Source organism: Shewanella sp. VB17 (genome assembly GCF_013248905.1).
GTDB lineage: Bacteria > Pseudomonadota > Gammaproteobacteria > Enterobacterales > Shewanellaceae > Shewanella.
Genome location: NZ_JABRVS010000001.1, coordinates 255,800 through 282,401 on the forward strand (window position 1 = coordinate 255,800; position 26,602 = coordinate 282,401).

The window sequence follows — 26,602 nt, forward strand, 5'->3', positions numbered from 1 at the left end:
AACTCATATGCTGCACTAATATATTGAACCAGCGCAGCATACACAGTTATTTTTTGTTGGCTTTCTCAACGGCTTCGTCGATTGAACCAACCATGTAGAACGCTTGCTCTGGAAGGCTATCAAACTCACCTGCTAGAATACCCTTAAAGCCACGAATCGTGTCTTTAAGTGAAACGTACTTACCTGGAGAACCGGTGAATACTTCAGCAACGAAAAATGGCTGAGAAAGATATTTTTCAATCTTACGAGCACGAGATACCGTCGTTTTATCTTCATCAGATAATTCGTCCATACCCAGAATCGCAATAATATCTTTCAGCTCTTTATAACGCTGAAGTACCGTTTGCACACCGTTAGCCACATCATAATGCTCTTGGCCAACAACCAAAGGATCTAATTGACGTGACGTCGAATCCAATGGGTCAACCGCTGGGTAAATACCCATAGAAGCGATGTTACGTGACAATACAACAGTCGCATCTAAGTGAGCGAAAGTTGTTGCTGGTGACGGATCCGTTAAATCATCCGCTGGAACGTATACGGCTTGAACAGAGGTAATTGACCCTGTTTTAGTCGATGTAATACGTTCCTGAAGTACACCCATCTCTTCAGCCAATGTTGGCTGGTAACCTACTGCTGATGGCATACGGCCTAGCAGTGCAGATACTTCAGTACCTGCCAAGGTGTAACGATAGATGTTATCAACGAAGAAAAGAACATCTTTACCTTCATCACGAAACTTCTCAGCCATAGTAAGGCCAGTCAGTGCTACACGTAAACGGTTTCCTGGAGGCTCGTTCATCTGACCATAAACCATGGCCACTTTATCGAGAACACCAGAATCTTTCATTTCGTAGTAGAAATCGTTACCTTCACGAGTACGCTCACCAACACCTGCAAATACAGATAAACCTGAGTGTGCTTTAGCGATGTTGTTAATAAGTTCCATCATGTTGACGGTTTTACCAACACCAGCGCCACCAAACAGACCCACTTTACCACCTTTAGCGAATGGACAAACAAGGTCGATAACCTTGATGCCTGTCTCTAAAAGTTCTGTTGAGCTTGATTGATCTTCATATGAAGGCGCTTCACGGTGAATAACATAACGTTCTTCTTCACCGATTTCACCCGCTTCATCAATAGGATCACCCAATACGTTCATGATACGGCCTAGGGTCTTATCCCCAACCGGAACAGAAATAGGTGAACCAGAGTTTACGACCTCAAGACCACGACGCAGACCATCTGAAGTACCCATAGCGATGGTACGAACTACACCACCACCAAGTTGCTGCTGAACTTCCAGCACCAAGCCTTCACTTTCGATCTTTAGAGCGTCATATATCTGAGGTACGGCATCTTGTGGAAACTCAACGTCCACAACCGCGCCAATAACTTGGACAACAGTACCTGTGCTCATGATAAATCCTCTAAAACTTGTATTCGTTACCTAGCCTAAACGGCTGCAGCACCAGCAACAATTTCCGACAGTTCCTGCGTAATCGCAGCCTGACGAGCCTTGTTATACACTAACTGCAAATCACTAATAAGATCACCAGCATTGTCAGTTGCAGACTTCATAGCAACCATACGGGCTGCTTGTTCGGATGCAATATTCTCAACAACACCTTGGTAAACTTGCGACTCCACATAACGCACCAGTAATGTCTCCAAAAGTTCTTTTGGCTCTGGCTCGTATATGTAGTCCCAATGATGAGATATCTCATCCTCTTCAGACTTAGGCAAAGGTAGCAGCTGTTCGATCACTGGTTTTTGGGACATAGTATTAACAAACTTGTTAAATACTACGTACAAACGATCCAGCTTGCCTTCGTTGTATTCTTCTAGCATCACACGTACAGTCCCGATCAAATCAGCGAGCTTTGGAGCGTCACCTAAACCTGATGCATGGGCAGGTACTATTCCGCCAAAATTAGTGAAGAACTGTACACTTCGTGCGCCGATTGGGCAGAATTCGACTTCTGCACCAGCTGCACGTTGTTGCTTCACGTCTGCAATAACCTTTTTGAAAAGGTTAACGTTCAGACCACCACAAAGACCACGGTCGGTTGACACTACAATGTAACCAACACGCTTAGCCTCTCTCACCTCTAAATAGGGGTGTTTATACTCGAGAGAACCTTGCGCCACGTGACCGATCACCTTACGCATATTTTCGGCATATGGACGACTTGCAGCCATGCGTTCCTGCGCTCTGCGCATTTTGCTGGCGGCAACCATTTCCATAGCCGATGTGATCTTCTGAGTGTTTTGAACACTCGCGATCTTGGTTTTAATCTCTTTAGCGTTGGCCATCTTAACTCTCCAATCTGGACCTGAGGTGCCAAAGGCACCTCTTCTGTTACCAGGTTTGGGTTTCGACGAACTTATCGAGGCCAACCTTCAACTCACCTTCGATGTCGGCATTATAGTTGCCAGTCTCGTTGATGGTCTTCATAAGGTCAGCATGCTCGCTGTTCATGAAAGAGAGCAAAGACGCTTCGAAATCACCAATTTTATTAAGCTCAACGCTCTTTAGGTAACCTTTTTCAGCTGAGAAAATAGACACAGCCTGATCAGCTACGCTCATAGGGGCGTATTGTTTTTGCTTCATAAGTTCGGTAACACGCTCACCATGCTCAAGCTGAGCACGTGTTGCATCATCTAAATCAGATGCAAACTGTGAGAACGCCGCAAGCTCTCGATACTGTGCAAGTGCGCTACGAATACCGCCTGACAGTTTCTTGATGATCTTAGTCTGCGCCGCACCACCCACACGAGAAACTGAAATACCTGGGTTAACAGCAGGACGTAGTCCTGAGTTAAATAGGTCAGTTTCAAGGAAGATTTGACCATCAGTAATCGAAATTACGTTAGTCGGTACGAATGCAGATACATCACCCGCTTGGGTTTCAATAATCGGCAATGCAGTTAAAGAGCCAGTTTGGCCTTTCACTTCGCCTTTAGTGAACTTCTCAACATACTCGGCGTTAACACGTGAAGCACGTTCTAACAAACGAGAGTGAAGATAGAATACATCTCCTGGGTATGCTTCACGTCCTGGTGGACGCTTAAGTAGCAATGAGATCTGACGATAAGCAACTGCTTGCTTAGAAAGATCATCATACACAATCAGTGAATCTTCACCGCGATCACGGAAATACTCACCCATTGAACAACCAGAGTATGGAGCCAAATATTGTAGTGCAGCAGCTTCAGAAGCTGTAGCAACAACAACAATGGTGTTCGCCAAAGCGCCATGTTCTTCTAGCTTGCGTACCACGTTAGCGATAGTAGAAGCTTTTTGCCCTACTGCTACGTATACACACTTAATACCAGTATCTTTTTGATTGATAATAGAATCAATCGCCAAGGCTGTTTTACCTATTTGGCGGTCACCAATGATCAGTTCACGTTGTCCACGACCGATTGGGATCATAGAATCAACGGCTTTATAACCAGTTTGCACTGGCTGATCAACTGACTGACGTTCAATAACGCCTGGTGCGATAACTTCAACAGGAGAGAAACCATCGTTGTCGATAGGTCCTTTTCCGTCGATTGGCTCACCCAATGTATTGACTACGCGACCTAATAGACCACGGCCAACAGGGACTTCCAAAATACGACCCGTTGTTTTAACTTTATCGCCTTCTGCCAACGTGGCATAAGGACCCATAACTACGGCACCGACAGAATCACGTTCTAAGTTCAACGCGATTGCGAAACGGTTACCAGGCAGTTCGATCATCTCACCTTGCATCACATCGGCTAGGCCGTGGATGCGGATGATGCCGTCACTTACTGCAACGATAGTACCTTCGTTGCGAGCTTCACTAACGACTTCGAACTGCTCGATCCGCTGTTTAATCAGATCGCTGATTTCAGTGGAATTCAGTTGCATGCTCAAACTCCCAATTACGATTGCAGCGTATCAGACAGACGCGAAATTTTTCCGCGGACCGAGCCATCTATGACTAGGTCACCTGCCGTGATAATTACACCAGCGATTAGGCTGGCATCTGTGCTGCAATTCAGCTTTATTTTGCGTGTGAGACGTTTCTCTAGAGAAACACTAATATCCTGTTGCTGCTCAGCAGTAAGCTCAGTGGCTGAAACTACATTAGCTTCAATCTCTTTTGCCCACTCATTACGCAGCTCAACAAAAAGTTGAGACACAGCAGTTAGTGCTTCTAAACGACCGTTTTCAGCCATTACCTTTAACAGATTTTGACCTTGCTCATTGACCTGCTCACCACATACTCCAATAAAGAGTTCAGCAAGCTTATTGCTAGCTAACGCGCCAGCAAGCAGTGGTTTAATGGTTTCGTTTTCACTGACCATCGCCGCGAAGTTAAGCATTTCAGCCCAACTATCTACTGCATTTTTTTCAATAGCAAAATCAAACGCTGCCTTTGCGTAAGGACGAGCGATGGTGGTTATTTCAGCCATAACTCAAACTCCTTATTTAAAGTTCAGCAACTAGTTTATTAACTATGTCACTGTGGGCGGCTTCATCGATAGAACGCTCAAGAATTCTCTCTGCACCAATGATGGCTAAAGTAGCAACTTGCTTACGCAAGTCTTCTTTCACGCGATTACGTTCAGCTTCAATTTCTGCATAACCCTGAGCGATAATTTTACTACGCTCAGCATCAGCTTCGGCTTTTGCTTCATCGACAATTTGAGCTTTGCGTTTGTTCGCTTGCTCAATAATCTCATTCGCATTAGCTTTGGCGTCTTTTAGTTGGTCAGTCGCTTTCGCTTGTGCCAACTCAAGGTCTTTTACGGCGCGGTCAGCATTTGCTAACCCATCAGCAATCCTTTTTTGACGTTCTTCGATGGCATTCATCAAAGGCGGCCAAACATACTTCATGCAAAACCACACAAAGAGTAAAAAGGCGACTGACTGTCCGAGTAAGGTAGCGTTGAAATTCACAACAGCCTCCTATTAAGTTTAAAGACAGAAGCGTTTATTACAGCATTGCACCTAATGGATTGGTGAAAAGCATGAATAATGCGATACCAACACCGATCATAGTTACCGCATCAAGAAGACCCGCAACGATGAACATTTTAACTTGTAGCATTGGAGCCATTTCTGGTTGACGCGCTGCGCCTTCCAAGAACTTGCCACCCAATAGGCCAAAACCGATAGCGGTACCAAGTGCACCCATACCAATTAGTAGAGCAACAGCAATCGCTGTCATGCCTAATACAGTTTCCATCTCTATCTCCAAATATCTAAATCTAGTTAGTTTATTTTTCGCTAAAAAAAATTCAGCAATCCTTAATGATCTTCATGGGCCATGCTTAAATAAACAATGGTTAACATCATGAAGATAAACGCCTGTAAGGTAATAACTAAAATATGGAAAATTAGCCAACCTAGCTGTAATGTTACACCTAGAGTAGATAATGCCCAGTTAGCACCGTACATCAACGCAATAAGGATGAATATCAACTCACCTGCATATAAGTTACCGAACAGACGCAATGCCAATGAAATAGGCTTAGCGATCAGTGTTACAGTTTCTAACAGGAAGTTGACGGGTATCATTGCCCAATGGTTAAAAGGCTGCATGGTCAATTCTTTCACAAAACCTGAAATGCCTTTGACTTTAATGCTGTAGTAAATAATCAGCACAAACACACCAATAGCTAAACTAAAAGTAATGTTGACGTCAGTCGTTGGAACTACTTTCATGTATGAGATACCAGCTGCAGCAGCCAAAGCAGGGATCCAGTCAACTGGAACCATATCCATGAAGTTCATCATGAATACCCATACAAAAATCGTTAATGCCAACGGAGCAATAACAGGATTGCGGCCATGGAAAGTTTCTTTCACGCTAGCATCGACAAATTCAACAATCATCTCGACAAAACACTGAAGTTTGCCAGGGACGCCTGTCGTTGCCTTTTTACCAACGCTACTAAATAGCCATAAGAATAGAACACCAAGCCCAACCGAAAAGAACAACGAATCAATGTGCCATGTCCAGAAACCTTCACCAACACTGAGGTTAGTAAGGTGATGCTGGATATAGCCCTGCGGTGTTAACGTTTCACCAGTTGCAGCCATGATTCATCCCACTTAACTTTGCTTGAAATATAAAGGAGCTGTCCAATGCACAATTAACGCTAACGTATAACAAACAAAAAGCGGCATAAAGCCAACCTTCCAGTTGATAAACACGAGTGAAAACATTGCTATGGTAAGCAGCAACTTTACCGCTTCCCCCCAGTAAAAAGTCTTCATGACCTTTCCAGCTGAACTTGCTCCCGAGTGGGAAAAAGCTAGGGTTGCGAATACAAAATTAGGGAGTACAGCAATGGCGCCACCTGCTAATGCAGATAAACCATACTGAGCTCCCCACGCGGCGAAAAAGAAAATAGAAGCAGTACCAGCAACCGCCGCCTGCATCATCACCAATTTATAGGCTGACCACCGGCCACGACGTGCCAAAATCTTACTCAATTTACCTTCTCCGCATTAATACTTTAATGTTTCGATGACCGAGTAACAATACTCAGTAATACCGAACAACAAAAAAGCTTGCGAAAGTATACCTTTTCAGGCCTTCAAAGCAAGTTTAAGCTGAGGAAAATCGACTCTTTTAACGTGATCTAGCGCCAAATATGTAAAAGTAGGAATTTAACACATGTCACAAAGTTACATAATATGGCGTTAACTTGGGATTTTTAGCGAATTCTCTCAATTATGCCGTCTAATTCAGCAAGATCTTGATAATTTATCACCAACTTACCTTTACCTTTTTTATTATGACTAATTGAGACCTTAGCACCTAACCTTTCAATTAATTGACTTTCAAGACGGGTTACGTCGTGATCTTTTACAGGTTTATTGTCAATTTCAGGTGGGTTTAAGGTTTTATTCACTAAACGTTCAGTTTCACGAACAGTTAGTTCTTTTGCTGAAACCAATCTGGCGATACTTGTTTGCTCATCCCCCTCAATAGCCAGCAATGCTCTTGCATGGCCCATATCGATGTCACCGTACTCTAACATACGTTTGACAGGTTCATTGAGACCGTTTAAACGCAGTAAATTAGAGACTGTAGCACGAGATTTACCCACGGCATCTGCAATGAGTTGATGCGTTAAACTGAACTCTTCCATTAAACGGTTAAGTGCAATGGCTTCTTCCATCGCATTAAGGTCTTCACGTTGAATATTCTCAATTAAGGCGATGACGACAGCTGATTCGTCAGCAACATCCTTGACAATACAAGGTACCTTATTCAGCTTAGCCAACTGAGCTGCACGCCAACGACGCTCACCAGCAATAATCTCATACATGGTAGGGGATATTTTACGAACTAGAATAGGCTGGATAATACCTTGTGCTTTAATCGACTCTGATAACTCATCTAGAGCGTCAGATGACATATCTTTACGAGGCTGATACTTACCAGATTGCATCATATCGACATCAAGCATGATCAGAGCATCCTTGTTAGCATCGTTATTAGCATCTTGTTCAATCGCTTGATTTAATCTAGCCCCCGCGGCAGAACTAGTGCTGAGTAATGCATCTAGGCCTTTACCTAAACCCCGTTTTTTAACTGTCATTTAATGGCCTTTATTTAAGCTTGCTCACCCTTAAGATCATGCTGCTCAGCACGACGAATAATCTCACCTGCCAGTGACAAATATGCCTTCGCACCCGCACTGGATTTATCATAATACATGGCTGGAGCGCCAAAACTAGGCGCTTCAGCTAAACGTACGTTTCTTGGAATAACAGTTCGATATACTTTTTCGCCAAAATGTTGTTTAAGCTGATCGGACACATCATTGGCCAAACGATTACGTGGATCGTACATGGTACGTAATATTCCTTCAATGTGCAGACCTGGATTTACCATACTGCCAATTTTACTGATGGTATCCATTAAAGCTGTCAGCCCTTCCAACGCATAATACTCACATTGCATCGGTACTAAAACAGAATCAGCTGCTGACATAGCATTCACTGTTAACATATTCAATGAAGGTGGACAGTCAATAAAAATAAAATCGTATTCATCTTTAATTGGAGCGAGTGCATTTCTTAATCTTATTTCACGAGCAAAAAACTCCATCAGCTTGATCTCGACTGCAGTCACATCACCATTGCCGGCGATCAGATCATATTTGCCACTGGTTTCTCTATAAACAACCTCATCGAAGGGTTTTTCTTCGACCAACAATTCATATGCCGTATTCTCAACGCTGTACTTATCAATACCACTTCCCATGGTCGCATTGCCCTGAGGATCGAGATCAATAAGTAATACTTTACGTTTTGTGGCGGCTAAAGATGCGGCTAAATTCACGCAAGTTGTTGTTTTTCCTACGCCACCTTTCTGGTTAGCTACAGCAATCACTTTACCCACAATACCATCCTGTATGTCGCTTTTTTATGTTAAATATGATCAACATATAAGTTAAGTTGCTTGAACTACACAAAAAATGCAACTTTATCATTATCTTTTAATAACTTTTAATAAATGTCTCTGCTCATCGAGATGCGGAACTTTCAATTCGATAATATCAGTCACTGTAAATCCTGCGGGAATATTCGCCATTTCATCATCAGCCAATTGACCTTTTAGTGCATAATAGCACCCTGTTGGATTTGGTAAATGATGGCACCAATGCAGCATATCTTGAATCGAGGCAAATGCACGACTTAATACTCCATCAAATTTAATTTCAGGTTCAAAAACTTCGACTCTACTCTCAACGGAACTGATATTGTTAATACCTAACTCATGTTGAACTTGTTTTTGAAAACGGATCCGTTTACCTAAACTATCTAACAATACAAAAGACTTATCAGGATTCATGATAGCAAGTGGGATCCCCGGTAAGCCAGGTCCAGTCCCAACATCAATAAAACGCTCACCTACCAAGTGCTCAGAAACGGTCAAACTGTCCATAATATGTCGAATCAACATTTGCTGAGGATCTCGTATTGAAGTCAGGTTATAAGCCTTATTCCATTTATTAAGCATCTCAACAAAACCAATAAGCTGTTTTTTCTGCTGTGCAGTCGCAGACAGCTTCATTTCAGCGAGATACTCATCTAATTTGGCAGATAACACTGGATTCATCCTTAATAACTAAAAAAATGTCACTAAAGACATTATGGAGTGCAAGAAACACGAAGGGAAGCGCTAATGGCTTCCCTGAAAACTAATCAACTTAATTTATGAAGCATTTTTACGTAATAAGCCGCGTCTTTTTAAATGAACCAACAAAATTGAGATAGCAGCTGGTGTCATCCCTGAAATACGTGAGGCTTGACCTATTGTTTCAGGCTTATGATCATTAAGTTTGGCAATCACTTCATTCGATAAACCAGGCACTTCTTGATAGTCGAGATCCAAAGGTAAACCTGTAGTTTCATTACGAATAGCTTTATCTATTTCATCTTGTTGACGTTGAATATAACCTGAATATTTAACTTGAATTTGTACTTGCTCTGCAGCACGTGGATCGTCAATTCCTGGTCCAAACCCCTCTAAAGCCATTAATTTTGGATAATCCATTTCAGGACGACGTAATAAATCCTCAAAAGTGGCTTCCCGTGAAAGAGGCGTATTTAGCTCAGGATTTAACACATCAATTAAAGGTGAATTTGGATGTATCCACTGACTGCGCAAACGTTGCAGTTCAAGTTCAATAGATTCACGCTTTTCATTAAACAGTCTCCAGCGTACATCATCAACTAATCCAAATTCACGGCCTTTTTCGGTTAAACGTAGATCAGCATTATCTTCACGTAGCAGCAAACGATATTCAGCACGACTGGTGAACATGCGGTAGGGTTCTTTTGTACCCAATGTTGATAAATCATCAACCAACACCCCAAGATAAGCTTCATCACGGCGAGGGCACCAAATATCTTTGCCTTGAACCTGCAAGGACGCATTCATCCCAGCTAACAAACCTTGAGCAGCAGCTTCTTCATAACCAGTCGTGCCGTTAATCTGTCCTGCAAAGAAAAGCCCAGCGATCGATTTAGTCTCTAATGAGTTTTTAAGATCTCTAGGATCAAAATAATCATATTCAATTGCATAACCGGGACGAATAATCTCAGCTTGTTCCATGCCTTGAATCGATCGCACTAAATTTAACTGAACATCAAAAGGTAAACTGGTTGAAATCCCATTAGGGTATATTTCATTGGTATTTAGCCCTTCAGGCTCAATAAAGATCTGATGAGATGATTTATCGGCAAATCGATTAATTTTATCTTCGATAGAAGGACAATAACGCGGACCAACTCCTTCAATAAGTCCAGAATACATGGGGCTTCTGTCTAAACCACCACGAATAATATGATGAGTCTTCTCATTGGTATGGGTCACAAAACAAGAGACCTGCCTAGGATGCTGACTTACATCACCAATAAATGACATAACCGGAAGTGGACTATCGCCTTTTTGTTCACTCATTAATTTGAAATTGATCGTATTAGCGTCAATTCGTGGTGGTGTGCCCGTTTTTAATCGACCAATGCGGATCGGCAATTCACTGAGGCGATCAGCCAAAGCGATCGAGGGCGGATCTCCTGCTCGTCCACCACTGTAATTTTGCATGCCTATGTGAATTTTACCACTCAAAAAAGTCCCTGCGGTTAACACCACTGAAGGGGCTTCAAAAGCCAATCCCATTTGTGTGACAACGCCGGTAACACGACCATTTTCAACAATAACATCATCTACGGCTTGCTGAAAAAGTCTAAGATTTGGTTGGTTTTGTAAAATCTGTTGGATTTTAGCACGATACAATGCTCTATCGGCTTGAGCACGTGTTGCTCTAACCGCTGGGCCTTTACTTGAATTCAGTGTTCTAAATTGAATACCGGCATAATCAGTAGCGATGGCCATTGCGCCGCCTAAAGCATCAATTTCTTTTACCAAATGCCCTTTGCCAATTCCACCAATAGCTGGATTGCACGACATTTGTCCTAAGGTATCGATGTTGTGTGTCAGCAACAGGGTTTTTGATCCCATTCTTGCAGCAGCTAACGCCGCTTCAGTACCTGCATGGCCACCACCGATAACGATGACATCGAACCTTTCATGAAAACGCATGAGTAAACCTTAAATTTAAACTTTAGTCGGTAACGAACAAACTGTTAATTCGAGTTGGGTATTTTAGCATTTGATCTCTCCTTGATGAAAGATCAATTTTACTGTTGAAATCCAAGTTTGATCTGCTTAATAGATCTTAAGATCTTTATATAGATCCTTTATTATGTTTACTATTAGGATCGCACTTTTCTGTGGGTAACCTTATTTCTTTATATTAATCATAACTTAACACTAAAATGATCCTGTTGATTGTTTACGATCTAATTGACTTAAGCTTGGGGATAGATCGGCTACTTATCCACAGGGGGGATCTGGGCTCCGATCTAGGGTGGATCGATACAGAGCTTGATCAGATCAAAATAATACCTTATCCACAACTTTATCATTTAAAATTAAAATATGTGGGTAAAGTGATTCTAATCTGTGAGTTGTTCTTGTTTTATACGTGAGGTTGGATCTTATAGTTGATCTTGCCATTGACTTAACCAAGCAAGCGCAGGGTCTTCGGGGCAAGGATCTGATTGAACATCGATCTCGATCTTATCCACATAGACTTGTGCACCACAACCTTGTAATACGCGATCTAATTTTTTTGGCCCTTCACAAAATGTGTCATAGTTTGAATCTCCGATCGCACATATGGCAAAATTTGTCTTGGTTAGATCCGGTTTTTTAGTCTGGATCTCGCTTAAAAACGGGGACAAATTGTCTGGAAGATCGCCAGATCCATGTGTAGATGATACGATCAACCACAAGGATCTTGGGTTGAGATCATCCAATTTGGCGTTCATATGGAGTTGATTTTCATGACCAGAAGCGTCTAATTGAGCAGCTAGTTCATCGGCTACATACTCGGCATTACCTAAAGTTGTGCCGACTAAAATGTCTATTTTTACCACGATAATACCTTTATAAGTTAAATTACCAGAGTTTGTTCGGTCACATAATAAATGAAAGTAGGTATTATTTTATCTTAAATTTAATTTATTACGTTTTAACGGTAAGGAATGTGAAAGTGGTGTTCAAATAGTTATCTCTTGCGATAACTTGAGCTTTAAAGTGCTCGGTTGAACACCTCGTAGAATAGATTATTAGAAAAATAGAGTCAGCTTGCCTAACTTAAATGAGGAGTAACATTATACATTCACGCCTTTCATTCCTTCTGGGGGATAGCGTTCACCAATAACACCACACTTTTCAATCTCAGTTTCTAGAATGATTTGCTCATCAACACTCAGAAAAATATCGATTGACTCAGCATTATCTTCCAAAAACTTTTTTCTTTTCGTTCCTGGAATTGGCACGATATCATCACCTTTAGACAGTAACCAAGCTAAACAAATTTGAGCTTGTGTACACCCTTTAACTTTAGCCATGTCAGCTACTGTTTGAGCGATAGGTAAATTGGCTTGCAGTGCATTTTGGGAAAAACGAGGTAAAATAATTCTCGCATCATCTTGAGCTAGCTCAGATTGATCTTGGAATAATCCTGATAAAAAACCACGACCTAAAGGTGAATAAGGAACAAAACCAACACCTAGCTCACGACATACTGGCAGAACATCTTTTTCAACCTCTCTAGACCATAATGAATATTCACTTTGAACCGCCGTAATTGGATGAACTGCATGGGCTCTGCGTAATGTATCAGCACTGACCTCACACAATCCAATATGGGCAATTTTTCCTTGCTGCTTTAGTTTCACCAAGCTTTCCATTGTTTCCTCAATAGGCTGTAAGGGGTTGATGCGATGTACATAATAAAGATCTATTTGATCAACACCTAAGCGTTTTAAAGATGCATTACAGGAATTCTGAGCATAGCTTGCACTGTTATCGAGTATTCTATTATACTCTCCGGGCTTACGCACAATGCCAAATTTAGTGGCCACTTGAACATTTGCCCCCGAGTTTTTAATCAATTTCCCAATGAGCTCTTCGTTATGGTGTGGACCATAAGTATCGGCGGTATCGAAAAAATTTATCCCTAACTCAAGTGCTCTGTTTAATACTATCAGTGACTCTGAGTCGTCTCTTGCACCGTAAAACTCACTCATCCCCATACAACCTAAACCAAGAGAAGAAACTTCTAAACCGTTACCCAGTAATCTTGTTTTCATCACATAACCTTCTTTAATCAAACGTAGTACTTAAGGATGCCATAACCCCAATATGAAATATTTAGACAAAAATAAAAATCCATTTTTCATTACTGGAAAACAAAAAGCATTTGTTTGGGATGACACCAGAGCCTTTTTGGCTCTAGCCAGATATGGGACGCTAACATCTGCTTCTGAGTCACTGAATATAGGGATAACAACACTTTCAAGGCGTATAGATCGTCTAGAAGCTGCACTAAGTACCCCTCTGTTTATTCGATTGCAATCAGGCTATCAACTAACAGAAGATGGAATAGGTTTAGTGGAAAAAGCTGAGGTTATAGAACAAGCGGTATTGTCATTACTAAGCATTGGGTTAAATACTTGTTCATTATTATCAGGTAAAGTGCGTTTAGCGACGGCTGAAAACTTAGCAACAGAAATAATAATCCCTGCGTTATCTGAATTTCAAGCAAACTATCCAGAGCTAATGATTGAGCTCATTACTGATACTCAACTGGCTAATTTACATCGCCGTGATGCCGATTTAGCCATTCGTATGGTACGGCCCACTCAGGGAAATGTCACTTTCCGTCATCTTGGAAAACTGGGCTTTGGCCTTTATAGCCAACGACCATTAGGTAAGAATATCCTTAACGAACAAAGCCACTTTATTATGTGGGATGAGCAGCACCGTCACTTACCGGGGACTCAATGGCTCGAAGCTAAGTTAAATGGAAACTTACCAAGGTTAACCGTTACATCGCTAGCATCAATGCTTGCTGCAACCCAAGCCGGACTTGGACATGCAATACTGCCTCATTTCATTGCTAAAAAAGCAGGCTTGTCATGTATTGAATCTAATGTAGGCGTAGAGCAACCTATTTATCTCGTCGTTCAAGCCGATATAGCACAATCTCAACGAGTAAGAGCTGTGGCTGACTTCTTAGTTAATGTGATAAACATGAATAAAAAATGGCTAGAACATGGGGATAATCCAATAAGTCTGGCCCATGGTCGGTAATGGCAATGTGCTCAAGAATTTACTACTGGTGGAACCATGATTTTTTGGACTCAATACAACCAATGCAGCAGCTAATAATAAGCCAAATAATGCCAAACTTATCATCATTAAGCGTCTAAGGTGTATGGCCATTAGATCAAAGAGAAGTAAAAAGGTGTGCTCACCATCAACAACTAATTGTGCTGCCTCAAGCTTAAATTCAGCGGAGTATGTTGGTCTTTTTTGTTTTGTCATTTTGTCACCTAAGGTTTATGAGGTGCATGATAACACCTCTATTTAGGTGGCCAAATTAACTATGCCACTTCAGGACCCATATGAAGTCTTTTGGTTAAGGAAAAGGTTATACCTTTAATTAATTAAAACCTTATTAATCAATGTTTTAATTTTGTTTTTTTTGATTTGTTTTAATTCCGAAACTTACGTTATAATTTAAGGTGCGTAATTTATAATAATGTAAGATTGGGTGATAAAGGAGCTTCTGATATGGATATATTAACCCTAAATATTGGCTTTTTACTATCTGTATCTCTTTTAATGTCTGTAGGACTTATTGCTGGTGAAAGAATCAATGTATTAACTTGGGAAGGATACGTAGAACCTTATGAAGTTCAGGAGGTTAACGATATTTTAAAAGAAAGAGGTTACGAATATGAAATTTATGTTATTCCAGAGTGGGCTGAAGGACCAGAACAAATGTTCAACATTCTCAGAGCCGGAAAAGCAGATATCAGTTTTCTGACATTAAACTACATCAAAATGCAAAAAGGTAAAACTGCACAATTATTGCAAGGGATCGACATAAACTCACCAAGGTTATCAAATTACCAGTATTTAGACCCTTTAATGCTTAATGTATCTATGGGAGTGGAAAATGAAAAAACACTTTACTTACCATGGGGAGGTGGAGCATATGGTTTTTGGGCGGATATGAGCCAATTGAATCAGTCTGATTTACCTCGTAGCCTTAATGATTTACTAAAGCCAAGATGGCAAAATAGGCTCTCATTAACCAAGGGGCAGATCCAACCCAATATAGCAATCGCATCACTCATGCTCGGGAAGAAAGCTTTCTTTCTTAATGACTTGAGTCGAAAGGAATTAGTAAAAGAGCAAGCTAATGGAGAGTTACAAAGTAAGCTTAACGCACTTTACAATCAAGTTGGTTATTATTGGACTAGTGGGCCTGATTTTGAGAATAAAAATTTACACATTGTAGCATCGTACGGTATTGGTGCATTTGCAGCAAATAGATCTGGTGGTCACTGGCAACTCATTAATTTTGAAGAAGGAAATACAGTATGGATGGATACGATTAATTTTCATAAAGATTTAACAGGACGTAAATTGGAGGCTGCTGAAATATTTACTAATTATTTTATCGGAGATAAAGTTCAAAAACGGCTAGTGAATGATTTAGGAATGATTAGTGCATCTTTAAAGTATCAATCAGCAAGTGACCAAGGTTTTTTTGTGCAAGATATGTTCTGGCCTCCATACCAAAGAACCGCTGATAATATTATGTTTATAATGTCTAAAAATGCGATGGATCAAACGAAGCAATAAAATAATAAAGTTAATAATCAGTCATTATTTTATAATAACTTACGGATATTTCACTATTCAAGTGAGCCACCCAGAATTTCAATATAGTCAGGTACCTTGACGCCTGGGAGCCACTCGCTAAACATATCTTTCATGGTTCCATCTTCGATCATTTCTATCATTGCTTTTTGCCATAATTTAATTATTTCAACATTGGTTCCTTTTGAAAAGGCGATATAGCTTTTATCATTTTGCAAAAGGTAAGATGGTGTAAATTGGTCAATATTATAACCTGCATCATTAATAATATTAGCGACTAAGTAATTAAAAGAACAAAAATAGTCTACACGCTTAATTGCTGTCATTTTTACAGCTTGGACATCATTTGTTACATGAGTAAAATCCACATTAATTCCAGATGAATTGAGAACTGATGTACAAATACCTGAACGCAGAAGAGCTATTTTATTATATGTTTCTATATTTACTACGTTGCTAAAAGAGATATTATTAGATTTTAATGAATAGAGATTAAGCTCCCCAATCATCAGCGGGCCTAGTAAGGTAAATTTTTCTTCGCGCTCACTGGAATGAGACATCGTAAACAAAACAGAGTTAGGTTCATTACTCACCATCAGCCACCCTCTTGCCCAAGGAACAACTTGGACAATACTCTGACTTTTAATCCTCTTCAATATGTCTTCAACGACCTTAACAGCAAGTCCATCTGGTTCCCCTTGCTTGTTGATAAAGCTTAATGGTAGTGCATCTTCTGCATAAATTTTCAGTTCCTGATTGGCATAGGTGGACCATACTAATGAAAATGGAATACTGATAATAAAAAAAAGTGCTTTTTTACTAATCACTTTATTTAGATCTCTGTATGAACAATGATTATATTATGGCTCTAAAAGTGGTGAAAAGAAGAATAGATAGCAATAAAACTTAGCCAGAAGCCTAACACTGGCAAATGTGATCAACCTCATTTTCAAAATCCTAAGATTCATTATCGCTCAGAAAAGGCCTTACCAAACTCTTCAACCTGCTGCCAATCGGTAAATTCAAAGGTACCACTGGTGTCTGTAGGCCCCTTAGTCATCCACATAATAAAACGTATCATGCTTTTATCAAGGAAACGGTATTTAGGGTAATCAAGTTTACCTGCGAATACCCCCAGCTGTTGTGGCTTCCAAAGTGATAACTCAAGAAACTTTTTCATATAAGGGTTCGTTTCTGGCGTATTTTTTTCTGGTTTTCTGGCCACGAGATTGACGTTAAAAAAGCTATTTTTCTTAGCATTCAATATTGTGTGATGACGATTAATGTACTGGTATAATTCAGGTTTATGTTTACCATATCGAATACTGGCACCAATCATTATTTTATCAAAATCAGCTAAGTTCAATTCTTGCGCCTCTTCTAATGAAACCAGTTTTGTATCATTATCTGATGCTTGGTTAACCTGTTTCATTAACGTGCAAATTGCGTGTGTTTGCCCGTCGGTCGTTGAGTAGATAATTAAAGTTTTGCTCATTAATTTCCCCTAATAATGTCAGTAAAGTAAAGTGTAAAAAATAAATTTATTAACCTTAGTTTTTCCAGAACGTTGGTGTGAATAACACTAATAAAGTAAACACTTCAAGGCGACCAAATAACATCGCAAGTAACAACACCCATTTAGCTCCGTCGCTTATACTGCCATAGTTACTCGCTACCTCACCGAGTCCTGGACCTAAATTATTCAAACAAGCCACTGTCGCACTAAAAGCGGTAATATCGTCAACTCCCATGGCCATTAGTAACAACATACAAACCACAAAAACTAGCGCATAAGCAGAAAAAAAGCCCCAAACGGCATCAATAATCCTATCTGGTAATGCCTTATCCCCAATACGGATAGAGAACATGCCTCTTGGGTGAACCAGACGCTTTAACTCTCTCGAACCTTGCTTTAAAAGCAAAATCATACGTATGACCTTGATGCCTCCGGCTGTCGAACCACCGCAGCCACCAATAAAACTCGAAAAGATAAGCAACATAGGCAAAAAAAGCGGCCACATGTGGAAGCTCTCGGTACCAAAACCTGCGGTAGTTGAAATAGAGACAGCCTGAAATAAGGCAAAGTCTAAAGTTTGTTCCGGTGAGTCATAGATATCTGAATGATAAAGGGTCGCGAAACATATTGCGGTTAGCGCCAACTGAACTGCAATGAGTGCTTTAAATTCTGCATCTTTAAAATAAATTTTAAGATTAATACCTCGCCGAGTAAACGCAGCAAAATGTAGGCTAAAGTTTAGTGCGGCGATCAATAGAAATACCACACACACCATATTGATTGCAGTACTATCAAAGTACCCCATACTAGCATCGTGAGTAGAAAAACCACCAATAGCTATGGTTGAAAATGAATGGCAGATGGCATCAAAGACATCCATTCCAGCTACCCAGTAACAGAATGCACAAGCGATAGTTAATGCGAAGTAGATATACCACAGTGCTTTAGCTGTCTCGGCAATTCTAGGTGTCATTTTGCTATCTTTAACAGGTCCAGGCATTTCAGCTCTATACAACTGCATTCCGCCAATCCCCAGCATCGGTAAAATGGCGACAGCTAATACAATAATCCCCATCCCGCCTAACCACTGTAATAGATGACGATAAAACAAGATAGCTTTAGGCAGAGAGTCTAGACCAACAATGACAGTGGCACCTGTCGTGGTTAATGCTGAAAACGATTCAAAAAAACTGTCAGTGATACTAAGATCAGGTTGACTGGTAAAGATAAAAGGTACAGCACCAATAGAACCCAGCACTGCCCAGAAGAGTACAACTAGAAGAAAACCTTCTCGAGTTCGTAGATCTTTTTTATGCCTGCGATTGGGGTACCAAAGCATAAAACCAAGAAATAGACTGAGACAAAATGCTTGTATAAAGGCTGTTCCGCCACCGTCTTTATAAATCACAGCGATCAGTGCCGGAGGAAGTAGAGATAATGAAAATAATCCCATTAATAAACCGGTGATTCTTATTATTGTTCTATATTGCATTGAGGTTATATAACGTCCGTAATTGATACGTGACAATCCGGCCACTCGGCTAGTTTCTCATATTTTTGTTACCCATCACAGAAACAAGTAATCAAAATATCTCTTATTCAAGTAAATCAAACTTAGCCATTAAGCTGCCTTGACTAATACTCGCTAAATTCAGATTTAATTCTGTTTTAAATCGCTTAGGGATAGCAAAGCTTAAGGTTACTTTCTCCATGAAATCTCGTGCTTCTACTACTGCGTCATATTGAGCTAAAAGATGCTCAACATCTTTTAGCTGACTATATTCACAAATCAGAGAGCCGGAATAACGGATTTGTTTTAGCTGAGTCTGCAATTGAGTGAGACCTTGCTTTAATCCTGAGCTATAAGCTCTAACCAACCCACCTACACCAAGTTTTGTTCCGCCAAAATAACGAACAACAATTGCACCTATTTCCCCCACATTAGCCCCTTGTAAAGTTGCCAACATAGGTCGACCTGCACTGCCTGTCGGCTCACCGTCATCACTGGATCCCATTGCAACAGTGTTAGTCGGATTTTGTGCAATAAAAGCATAGCAATAATGACTCGCTGCAGGATAACGCGTTTTAATGTTAGTGAGTGCACACTTAATCTCTTCGTATGACTGACAGTGGAAAATAAAAGAAATAAATCGACTGTGCTTTATCTCCTCTTCAATTATTAACTCTGCGGATGGGATCTGATAACTGTCAGTCAATATTGCCACTCTCTTGTATCATTAATAGCCAATAGCACATCAATAAATTTAAATGTTTTGCAGCTACTTAATGTAAACCACAATCTCTGGTTATGTTCTCATTACGATCAACATGAACAATGACATTATCTTCAATTCTTATTCCACCAAACGGACGTAATTGATCAACTGTTTTCCAGTTAATTTGACTCTGACGATTATCCTGTTTTAATCCATCAAGTAGAGAATCGATAATGTAAAGACCAGGCTCTATAGTCAACACTTGATTAACAGCTAACGTTCGGGTACATCGTAAAAATGGATGTGCATCAGGCGCGGCAATGTGAGTACCGCGTTCATCATGTAAAAAACCTCCTACATCATGAACCTGAAGACCTAACATATGACCTAAACCATGGGGAAAGAAAACACTGGTTATTCCTTGTTCTATTAATCCTTGTAAATCACCAGAGACAATATCAAAATCCACTAAAATTTTAGCTATTTTCTGATGAGTCAGAATGTGTAAGTCTACATATTTAATCCCTGGACGCATCATGGCAACAAGCTCAAGCTGCATTCTGTCCATTGCCTCAATCAGTTCGCTAAAGATGTTTTTTTCAAACGCATAGGTTCTGGTTATGTCTGAGGCATAGCCGAAAAAATTAGCTCCTGCATCAATAAGAAAAGAATAGCGATTATCAGGGCGTTGAGACGCCAACTTGGTGTAATGTAAAATAGACGCGTTTTCATTTAGTGCAATAATATTTCCATAGGGGACTTCATTTTCACCCTGATTAGTGGCTGTTAAATATTGTTGCTGGATTTCAAATTCACTACCACCATTGAAAAACGCATTTTTAGCAGCGATATGACCTTGAATAGCAATCTCATTAGATTTGCGCATACAAGTCAATTCATACAATGTTTTACTCGCTCTATGGTAGTGTAAATAGCTTATCACAGCATCAGGATTACGGGTTTTAAAGCCGAGTACTTCTGCAACATCTAAATGTTCACCAATATAAGCCCAATGGGTCAGATCATTGGGTAGTAATTCAGCCACTTTATCAGCCTTACTCAACAATTTGATCTCCACATGTTCAATCCAAAAAGCATCTGGAAGTTCATCCACCTTATGCCAAAAATCTACCGGACGATAAAAGATTAACTGAGGTTTGTCTCGGCCATTGACCAGTAACCAACAATGGGGATTGTCTAATAGTGGCAACCAAGCTTTAAAGTGAGGATTAACTTTAAACGGATAATCCAAATCATCGAGGAATTGTCTATGAGGTTGGCCTGAATGAATCACCAAACCAGATATTTTTTCACGTGAGATAATCTCTGCAACACGACGATTTAACTCCGCTATATGAGATTCGAAATGATTAGCTTGCTGATCCATATGCTATTTCCCATTGTTAGTTCTAACTCTTTAAAATCTGTAATTAAAACAGTCTACCATAAAGTATAAAAATCACTCTACTATGAAAAAATCAAACACCTGTTTAAATTGGTGTTGTAATTTTTTCATTTTAGAAGCACACTGAGACTTAGTGCGGTCAAATGATGGCCTGCTGTGAGATAGCGACGTTACCCCCAGAACATACAATGAAAGGCATGTATCACGCAAAAGGAAGCACGCAATGATCTACCAAAGTCCTACAATTCAGGTTGAGTTACTTGAAGACAATATTGCTCGGTTATGCTTTAACGCAACTGGCTCTGTCAATAAGTTAGACAAAGAGACATTAGACTCTCTCGACGCTGCATTAGATGCAATTAAGCAAGACGCTAGCATTCAAGCTCTTGTCCTCACATCAGCAAAATCGGCCTTTATTGTCGGTGCTGATATCACTGAGTTTCTTGGTTTATTTTCTCAAGAAGAGAGCATACTTCTTTCTTGGATCACTCAAGCGAACGTGGTTTTCAATAAAATTGAAGATTTACCGTTCCCAACTATTTCGGCCATTAACGGTTTTGCATTAGGTGGAGGATTTGAGACCGTACTCGCAACCGATTTCCGCATTGCAGATACCACCGCTAAACTAGGCCTCCCTGAAACAAAACTAGGAATAATGCCAGGTTTTGGCGGTACAGTCCGCTTGCCTCGTCTAATTGGTGCAGATAATGCCCTTGAATGGATCACCACGGGTAAAAATCACCAACCAGAAGCGGCACTGCAAGTTGGTGCTATCGACGCCATTGTCGCTTCGGAAAATTTAGAGGCATCGGCTATTGCCATGCTCAAAGAAGCACTTGCAGAAAAACTCAGTTGGCAGGATCGTCGTGCTAAAAAGCAAGCTCGGCTTAACCTACCAAAACTTGAAGCTATGATGTCATTCGCTACAGCCAAAGGCATGGTATTTAAGATAGCAGGCAAACACTACCCAGCGCCGATGGCTGTCATTGATGTGATCGAGCAAGCAGCTACCTGTGAACGTGCTGAGGCACTAAAAATAGAGCATCAGGCCTTTATCACGTTAGCAAAAACTGATGCCGCTCAAGCATTAATCGGTATTTTTCTTAACAATCAATTTGTTAAGAGTAAAGCAAAGAAAGCGGCGTCACTAGCTAAAAAACTCGACACTGCAGCAGTGCTTGGTGCCGGCATTATGGGTGGTGGTATCGCTTACCAAAGTGCCAGCAAAGGCACCCCCATTGTAATGAAAGACATTGCACAGCCAGCACTGGAACTTGGTCTAGATGTAGCTTCTAAGCTACTGACATCACAGATAAAACGTGGCCGTTCAACACCAGAAAAAATGGCAAAAGTGCTTAATAATATTACGGCTACGCTAGATTACACTGCAATTAAAGATGTAGATGTTGTGGTTGAAGCCGTTGTCGAGCACCCCAAAGTTAAATCCACGGTTCTTGCTGAAGTTGAACAGCATGTTTCACCCGATGCCATCATCACATCAAACACTTCAACAATCTCAATTAACTTACTCGCAAAAAGCCTCGAAAAGCCTGAACGTTTTTGTGGCATGCACTTCTTTAATCCGGTACATAAAATGCCACTTGTAGAGATTATTCGTGGTGAGCATAGTTCAGAAGAAACCATAGCATCGGTTGTTGCTTATGCTACCAAAATGGGAAAAACCCCAATTGTCGTTAATGACTGCCCAGGTTTTTTCGTTAACCGCGTACTCTTTCCTTACTTTGTCGGCTTCAGTGGTCTACTTGCCGATGGTGCTGATTTTGCCGCTATCGATAAAGTGATGGAAAAACAATTTGGTTGGCCTATGGGTCCTGCATACTTACTTGATGTTGTTGGTATTGATACCGGTCACCATGCTCAAAATGTGATGGCTGAAGGCTTCCCAGATCGTATGGGCCGCAGCAGTAAAGATGCAATTAGTGTGATGTTCGAGCAAGAACGCTTCGGACAGAAAAATGGTAAAGGTTTCTATACCTATTCTGTCGATCGCCGCGGTAAACCAAAGAAAGATATCGATCCAATCAGCTATGAGTTATTAGGTGCTGAATTTGGCAAGCTAACTGAATTTGAATCCGATGAAATTATTGCACGTACTATGATCCCCATGATCATTGAAACAGTTCGCTGTCTCGAAGAGGGTATTATTGCTACGCCAGCTGAAGCAGATATGGGACTGGTATTGGGCCTTGGCTTCCCACCATTCAAGGGGGGTGTATTCCGCTATATTGATACGATGGGGATCGCGAATTTCGTTACTCTTGCTGATAAATATGCTCATTTGGGTGAACTGTATCAAGCGACTGATGCAATGCGTGAACTTGCCGCTAATAATGGCAGCTACTACCAGGTTTAATAAGTGGGAAGGAATAGAACAATGAAACAAGCCGTTATCGTAGATTGTATCCGTACTCCCATGGGCCGCTCTAAGGCTGGAGTATTTAGAAACGTACGCGCAGAGACACTTTCAGCAGAATTGATGAAAGCACTGCTCGCTCGAAATCCAAAGCTAAACCCTCAAGACATCGAAGATGTGATCTGGGGTTGTGTACAACAAACACTAGAGCAAGGTTTCAATATTGCCCGTAATGCATCACTCCTAGCTGGCATTCCAAAAGAAGCTGGTGCGGTAACCGTTAACCGTCTTTGTGGTTCATCTATGGATGCGCTACATCAAGCAGCTCGCGCTATCATGACAGGACAAGGTGATACATTCATAGTCGGTGGTGTTGAGCACATGGGCCATGTCCCTATGAGCCACGGTGTCGATTTTCATCCCGGTCTTGCTAACAATGTCGCAAAAGCTTCTGGCATGATGGGACTTACCGCAGAAATGCTCGGTAAGATGCACGGTATCACTCGTGAACAACAAGATGAATTTGCTGTGCGTTCGCATCAACGCGCACACGCAGCAACGGTTGAAGGACGTTTTGCTAACGAAATTCATCCTATCGAAGGTCACGATGCCAATGGGGTATTGATCAAGGTTGAACATGATGAAGTGATCCGCCCTGAAACCTCAATGGAATCATTGTCCGGATTACGGCCAGCATTTGATCCTGTCAACGGAACTGTAACAGCAGGAACGTCATCAGCCTTGTCTGACGGTGCTTCGGCTATGCTAGTGATGGAAGAAGAAAAAGCCAAAGCATTAGGCTTACCTATTCGAGCACGCATTCGCTCCATGGCTGTTGCAGGTTGTGATGCTGCTATTATGGGGTACGGCCCAGTCCCAGCGACTAAAAAAGCACTGGAGCGCGCAGGATTAAGCATTGATGATATTGATGTTATCGAGCTCAATGAAGCCTTTGCTGCTCAGTCACTTCCTTGTGTAAAAGAGTTAGGTTTGATGGATGTCGCCGATGAAAAAATAAACCTCAACGGTGGAGCTATCGCTCTAGGTCATCCACTGGGTTGTTCTGGCACCCGTATATCAACGACACTTATCAACCTCATGGAAGATAAGAATGCTAAATATGGCTTAGCCACCATGTGTATCGGTCTAGGACAAGGTATCGCAACAATATTTGAACGACCATAAATAAACGTCCTCAAGAGAATAAAAACCAGCCTAGGCTGGTTTTTTGCTAAATTTTGTTTTCATATAAAGCAATTCTTCCACTCACCTTCTCTAGATAATGTTTAGTTTCATCGTAAGGTAGATTTAGCAGCAGATGTTGATACACCTCATCGGGTTCCATCTTATTAATCACTTTCGAAGCCTTATATATATTGCGGGTGCCATCTAGATTGAATGCTTTAGCGACATTTCCAGCCCCGGTATTATAGGCTGCAATCATGCAGTGCATTCGGCTCTCATCATTAATAATCGCCTTGAGGTAACGCTTGTCTAAGATATTTAGATATGCCGCCCCCGTCTCAACATTAATCATGGGTAAATAAAGCTCGCTTGAACTCATTGGCTTATTAACTTTACGAATAAAGTTATTAACATCAACTCCAGCGCTTGTTGGGACAATTTGCATCAAACCATAAGCAGGTATAGGTGATGTGGCTTTAGGGTCGAAACTCGATTCAGAGTGAATAACCGCCATAATTAATGCGGATGGCACTTGCCAGCGAAGTCCTTCCGTCTGAGCCAAATCCACCACTTTTGCAGCCCTTACACTCAAGCTATTTTTAGGCAGGCTCACTCGGTACTGAATGACCTTTTTTTCAACTAACCCTGTCTGCTGTTTAACTAATTTTCTTTGCTGCATATACTGGTCGTCTAATTTTATCAGCCTCTCTTTGGCCACATTTAACAGTTTATTTTTTTTCTGATTCGACACTCGCTCAACGATATCCATAGAAACACTGTCTAACTTAGTGAGCTGTGCCGAATCAAGCTCCTTATCAATTTCCAATAATTGAGCTTTGGTTTGCTCAATTATCACCTGCTTAGCCTGCTGCTCATTACGATTAGAGAAGCTCACAGCACTAATTTGTAACTTACCTCGTTTAACGAGATCTTCCTCGCTGACTAATGAGAAAACATTTGAATGACTGTTTTCAGCCAAGGATTTCACTTCATTGTTTAGCTTTTGTTTGATTTGCTCATCTGTTAGCTCGCTATCGACTATGATGGAAACCGTTAACTCATTAGCTTCATAATCAACCACAGATTTAATATTTTTATCTGCAGAATACTCCACGCTCTTCTGTCGCTGAGAAACATCTCCTGTCCCCCACTTACCGATAATTTCAGCTCGATATTGATCAAATGCTTTCAAATACTGTACTCGCCAGTGTTCATACTCAGCCATATAAGCAAAAACAAAGCCGCTATATTCCTTGGCTTGTCGCTCTTGCAACTTACCTGTATTTTCAATCTCTGCATCTAACTCAACAAAGCTATCAGATGCCAGAGTCAATTGACTTAACAATAATGAACAAGCGATTAAGCAAGTAAAACGTAAATTCATATGCAACATCCTTTTATAGCAATACAAAGTAGAATGGGCTAATTATTTAGCCCATTCTATTTAACTCGCCCTTAAACCAATAAAAGCTTAAGCCATTAATTAAATTATATTTTTTGTAGTGAGGATAAAACAGCTTCTAGATTTTCGGCGGCTTTTTTGTTGTTAAACTTATTCCATAGTTGAGGATCTTTTTGTCCTGCCGCAGCAACGACTTTAGCCAGATTGGCATCGTAAGTAACCTTGTCCATGCCAACTAACGTATATAAACCGCCACCAGGGCTGCGCTGCGTCACAATCACCCGACTATTTGATAAAGTCCGACTAGTGACATTTTTAGTCACAGTTTCAAAGTATTCAGTGACCTCTTCAGATACATTGTCTGTTGTCGACACCATGTTCGCTTGTGTTGCCTGTTTAAATAGTGTGTTGACGTTCGACTCAAACTGCTGAGCTAAACGAGCACGGGCATCATTAGTCGCAATATCACGCATAATACTTAACCCAGCAACACTTTTCTTTGAATAACCAACCGCGCCAATTTCAATACCATCTGGCATCACATCACAAATCCAACGAGGCGCACTAACTGTCACTGCATCCGGATAGAAACAATCAATTTGCTGTACATTTTTAACGGTATCATTGCTTTGACATCCTGACAAAAATACTAAAATCGCGACTGTAAAATAATTTTTTTTCATACT

26 protein-coding genes are annotated in these 26,602 nt (G+C 40.8%); 4 read left to right on the plus strand and 22 right to left on the minus strand.

Translation table 11 applies throughout. From position 1 onward, the window contains the following. Positions 1–46: 46 nt before the first annotated feature. The 14 genes from atpD to HQQ94_RS01170 all read right to left on the minus strand — a co-directional run bounded on the left by atpD (position 47) and on the right by HQQ94_RS01170 (position 13,234). Complete coding sequence (gene atpD, locus HQQ94_RS01105; protein ID WP_173292703.1) at positions 47–1,423, minus strand: F0F1 ATP synthase subunit beta; 1,377 nt, start codon at positions 1,421–1,423, stop codon at positions 47–49. A gap of 35 nt (positions 1,424–1,458) precedes the next feature. Then, positions 1,459–2,319 carry a F0F1 ATP synthase subunit gamma gene (atpG, locus tag HQQ94_RS01110; RefSeq protein WP_173296463.1) on the minus strand — a complete coding sequence of 287 codons (861 nt, stop codon included), beginning with the start codon at positions 2,317–2,319 and terminating at the stop codon, positions 1,459–1,461. Between the two features lie 46 nt (positions 2,320–2,365). Then, positions 2,366–3,907 carry a F0F1 ATP synthase subunit alpha gene (gene atpA / locus HQQ94_RS01115; RefSeq protein ID WP_173292704.1) on the minus strand — a complete coding sequence of 514 codons (1,542 nt, stop codon included), beginning with the start codon at positions 3,905–3,907 and terminating at the stop codon, positions 2,366–2,368. Positions 3,908–3,921: 14 nt separating this feature from the next. Next, on the minus strand, positions 3,922–4,455 hold the full coding sequence (gene atpH / locus HQQ94_RS01120; protein WP_173292705.1) for a F0F1 ATP synthase subunit delta: 534 nt from the start codon (positions 4,453–4,455) through the stop codon (positions 3,922–3,924). Between the two features lie 16 nt (positions 4,456–4,471). After that, entirely contained in the window at positions 4,472–4,942 is a 471-nt protein-coding gene (atpF, locus tag HQQ94_RS01125; protein WP_173292706.1) for a F0F1 ATP synthase subunit B, read from the minus strand. A gap of 37 nt (positions 4,943–4,979) precedes the next feature. After that, complete coding sequence (gene atpE, locus HQQ94_RS01130) at positions 4,980–5,231, minus strand: F0F1 ATP synthase subunit C (protein WP_011639455.1); 252 nt, start codon at positions 5,229–5,231, stop codon at positions 4,980–4,982. A gap of 62 nt (positions 5,232–5,293) precedes the next feature. After that, positions 5,294–6,088, minus strand: a complete 795-nt coding sequence (gene atpB / locus HQQ94_RS01135; protein ID WP_173292707.1) for a F0F1 ATP synthase subunit A — start codon at positions 6,086–6,088, stop codon at positions 5,294–5,296. 12 nt (positions 6,089–6,100) lie between these two features. Next, on the minus strand, positions 6,101–6,484 hold the full coding sequence (locus tag HQQ94_RS01140) for an ATP synthase subunit I (RefSeq protein ID WP_173292708.1): 384 nt from the start codon (positions 6,482–6,484) through the stop codon (positions 6,101–6,103). Positions 6,485–6,708: 224 nt separating this feature from the next. Continuing rightward, positions 6,709–7,599: a ParB/RepB/Spo0J family partition protein gene (locus tag HQQ94_RS01145; protein WP_173292709.1), complete on the minus strand. Its 891-nt coding sequence runs from the start codon at positions 7,597–7,599 to the stop codon at positions 6,709–6,711. Between the two features lie 14 nt (positions 7,600–7,613). After that, the gene (locus tag HQQ94_RS01150; RefSeq protein ID WP_173292710.1) at positions 7,614–8,405 is read right to left on the minus strand and encodes a ParA family protein; all 792 of its coding nucleotides are present in this window, start codon (positions 8,403–8,405) and stop codon (positions 7,614–7,616) included. A 90-nt stretch (positions 8,406–8,495) separates the two neighbouring features. Then, positions 8,496–9,116 (minus strand): 16S rRNA (guanine(527)-N(7))-methyltransferase RsmG, encoded by a 621-nt coding sequence (gene rsmG, locus HQQ94_RS01155; protein WP_173292711.1) that lies wholly within the window; start codon positions 9,114–9,116, stop codon positions 8,496–8,498. A gap of 105 nt (positions 9,117–9,221) precedes the next feature. Then, a complete protein-coding gene (mnmG, locus tag HQQ94_RS01160) occupies positions 9,222–11,114 on the minus strand; it encodes a tRNA uridine-5-carboxymethylaminomethyl(34) synthesis enzyme MnmG (RefSeq protein WP_173292712.1) in 1,893 nt (630 codons plus the stop codon). A 458-nt stretch (positions 11,115–11,572) separates the two neighbouring features. Next, on the minus strand, positions 11,573–12,013 hold the full coding sequence (gene mioC / locus HQQ94_RS01165) for an FMN-binding protein MioC (RefSeq protein ID WP_173292713.1): 441 nt from the start codon (positions 12,011–12,013) through the stop codon (positions 11,573–11,575). A 237-nt stretch (positions 12,014–12,250) separates the two neighbouring features. Next, positions 12,251–13,234 (minus strand): aldo/keto reductase, encoded by a 984-nt coding sequence (locus HQQ94_RS01170; RefSeq protein ID WP_173292714.1) that lies wholly within the window; start codon positions 13,232–13,234, stop codon positions 12,251–12,253. A 52-nt stretch (positions 13,235–13,286) separates the two neighbouring features. On the opposite strand from HQQ94_RS01170, the gene HQQ94_RS01175 reads away from it, so the two are divergent. Continuing rightward, positions 13,287–14,237: a LysR family transcriptional regulator gene (locus HQQ94_RS01175; protein ID WP_173292715.1), complete on the plus strand. Its 951-nt coding sequence runs from the start codon at positions 13,287–13,289 to the stop codon at positions 14,235–14,237. On the opposite strand, the gene HQQ94_RS01180 is transcribed toward HQQ94_RS01175, so the two are convergent. Beyond that, positions 14,193–14,471 (minus strand): transposase, encoded by a 279-nt coding sequence (locus HQQ94_RS01180; protein WP_173292716.1) that lies wholly within the window; start codon positions 14,469–14,471, stop codon positions 14,193–14,195. The genes HQQ94_RS01175 and HQQ94_RS01180 overlap by 45 nt on opposite strands. A gap of 249 nt (positions 14,472–14,720) precedes the next feature. Between HQQ94_RS01180 and HQQ94_RS01185 the strand changes: the two genes are divergently transcribed. Then, a complete protein-coding gene (locus HQQ94_RS01185; protein ID WP_217273974.1) occupies positions 14,721–15,800 on the plus strand; it encodes a PotD/PotF family extracellular solute-binding protein in 1,080 nt (359 codons plus the stop codon). Between the two features lie 53 nt (positions 15,801–15,853). Here HQQ94_RS01185 and HQQ94_RS01190 read toward each other — a convergent pair whose 3' ends face one another. From HQQ94_RS01190 to pepQ, 5 genes are all read right to left on the minus strand, one after another. Next, a complete protein-coding gene (locus HQQ94_RS01190) occupies positions 15,854–16,645 on the minus strand; it encodes an ABC transporter substrate-binding protein (RefSeq protein WP_173292717.1) in 792 nt (263 codons plus the stop codon). 140 nt (positions 16,646–16,785) lie between these two features. Beyond that, positions 16,786–17,313 (minus strand): menaquinone-dependent protoporphyrinogen IX dehydrogenase, encoded by a 528-nt coding sequence (gene hemG / locus HQQ94_RS01195; protein ID WP_173292718.1) that lies wholly within the window; start codon positions 17,311–17,313, stop codon positions 16,786–16,788. Positions 17,314–17,368: 55 nt separating this feature from the next. Beyond that, positions 17,369–18,826, minus strand: coding sequence for a TrkH family potassium uptake protein (locus tag HQQ94_RS01200; protein ID WP_173292719.1), 1,458 nt, complete (start codon positions 18,824–18,826; stop codon positions 17,369–17,371). 103 nt (positions 18,827–18,929) lie between these two features. Further along, on the minus strand, positions 18,930–19,550 hold the full coding sequence (locus tag HQQ94_RS01205) for a YigZ family protein (RefSeq protein WP_173296465.1): 621 nt from the start codon (positions 19,548–19,550) through the stop codon (positions 18,930–18,932). A gap of 67 nt (positions 19,551–19,617) precedes the next feature. Continuing rightward, positions 19,618–20,937, minus strand: a complete 1,320-nt coding sequence (pepQ, locus tag HQQ94_RS01210) for a Xaa-Pro dipeptidase (protein WP_173292720.1) — start codon at positions 20,935–20,937, stop codon at positions 19,618–19,620. 241 nt (positions 20,938–21,178) lie between these two features. On the opposite strand from pepQ, the gene fadB reads away from it, so the two are divergent. Together fadB and fadA are read left to right on the plus strand one after the other, a co-directional pair. Beyond that, positions 21,179–23,329 carry a fatty acid oxidation complex subunit alpha FadB gene (gene fadB, locus HQQ94_RS01215; RefSeq protein WP_173292721.1) on the plus strand — a complete coding sequence of 717 codons (2,151 nt, stop codon included), beginning with the start codon at positions 21,179–21,181 and terminating at the stop codon, positions 23,327–23,329. 21 nt (positions 23,330–23,350) lie between these two features. Continuing rightward, on the plus strand, positions 23,351–24,514 hold the full coding sequence (gene fadA, locus HQQ94_RS01220; protein ID WP_173292722.1) for an acetyl-CoA C-acyltransferase FadA: 1,164 nt from the start codon (positions 23,351–23,353) through the stop codon (positions 24,512–24,514). 46 nt (positions 24,515–24,560) lie between these two features. Here fadA and HQQ94_RS01225 read toward each other — a convergent pair whose 3' ends face one another. Next, positions 24,561–25,898 carry a transglycosylase SLT domain-containing protein gene (locus tag HQQ94_RS01225; RefSeq protein ID WP_173292723.1) on the minus strand — a complete coding sequence of 446 codons (1,338 nt, stop codon included), beginning with the start codon at positions 25,896–25,898 and terminating at the stop codon, positions 24,561–24,563. 104 nt (positions 25,899–26,002) lie between these two features. After that, positions 26,003–26,599 (minus strand): LPP20 family lipoprotein, encoded by a 597-nt coding sequence (locus HQQ94_RS01230; RefSeq protein WP_173292724.1) that lies wholly within the window; start codon positions 26,597–26,599, stop codon positions 26,003–26,005. Positions 26,600–26,602: the final 3 nt, after the last annotated feature.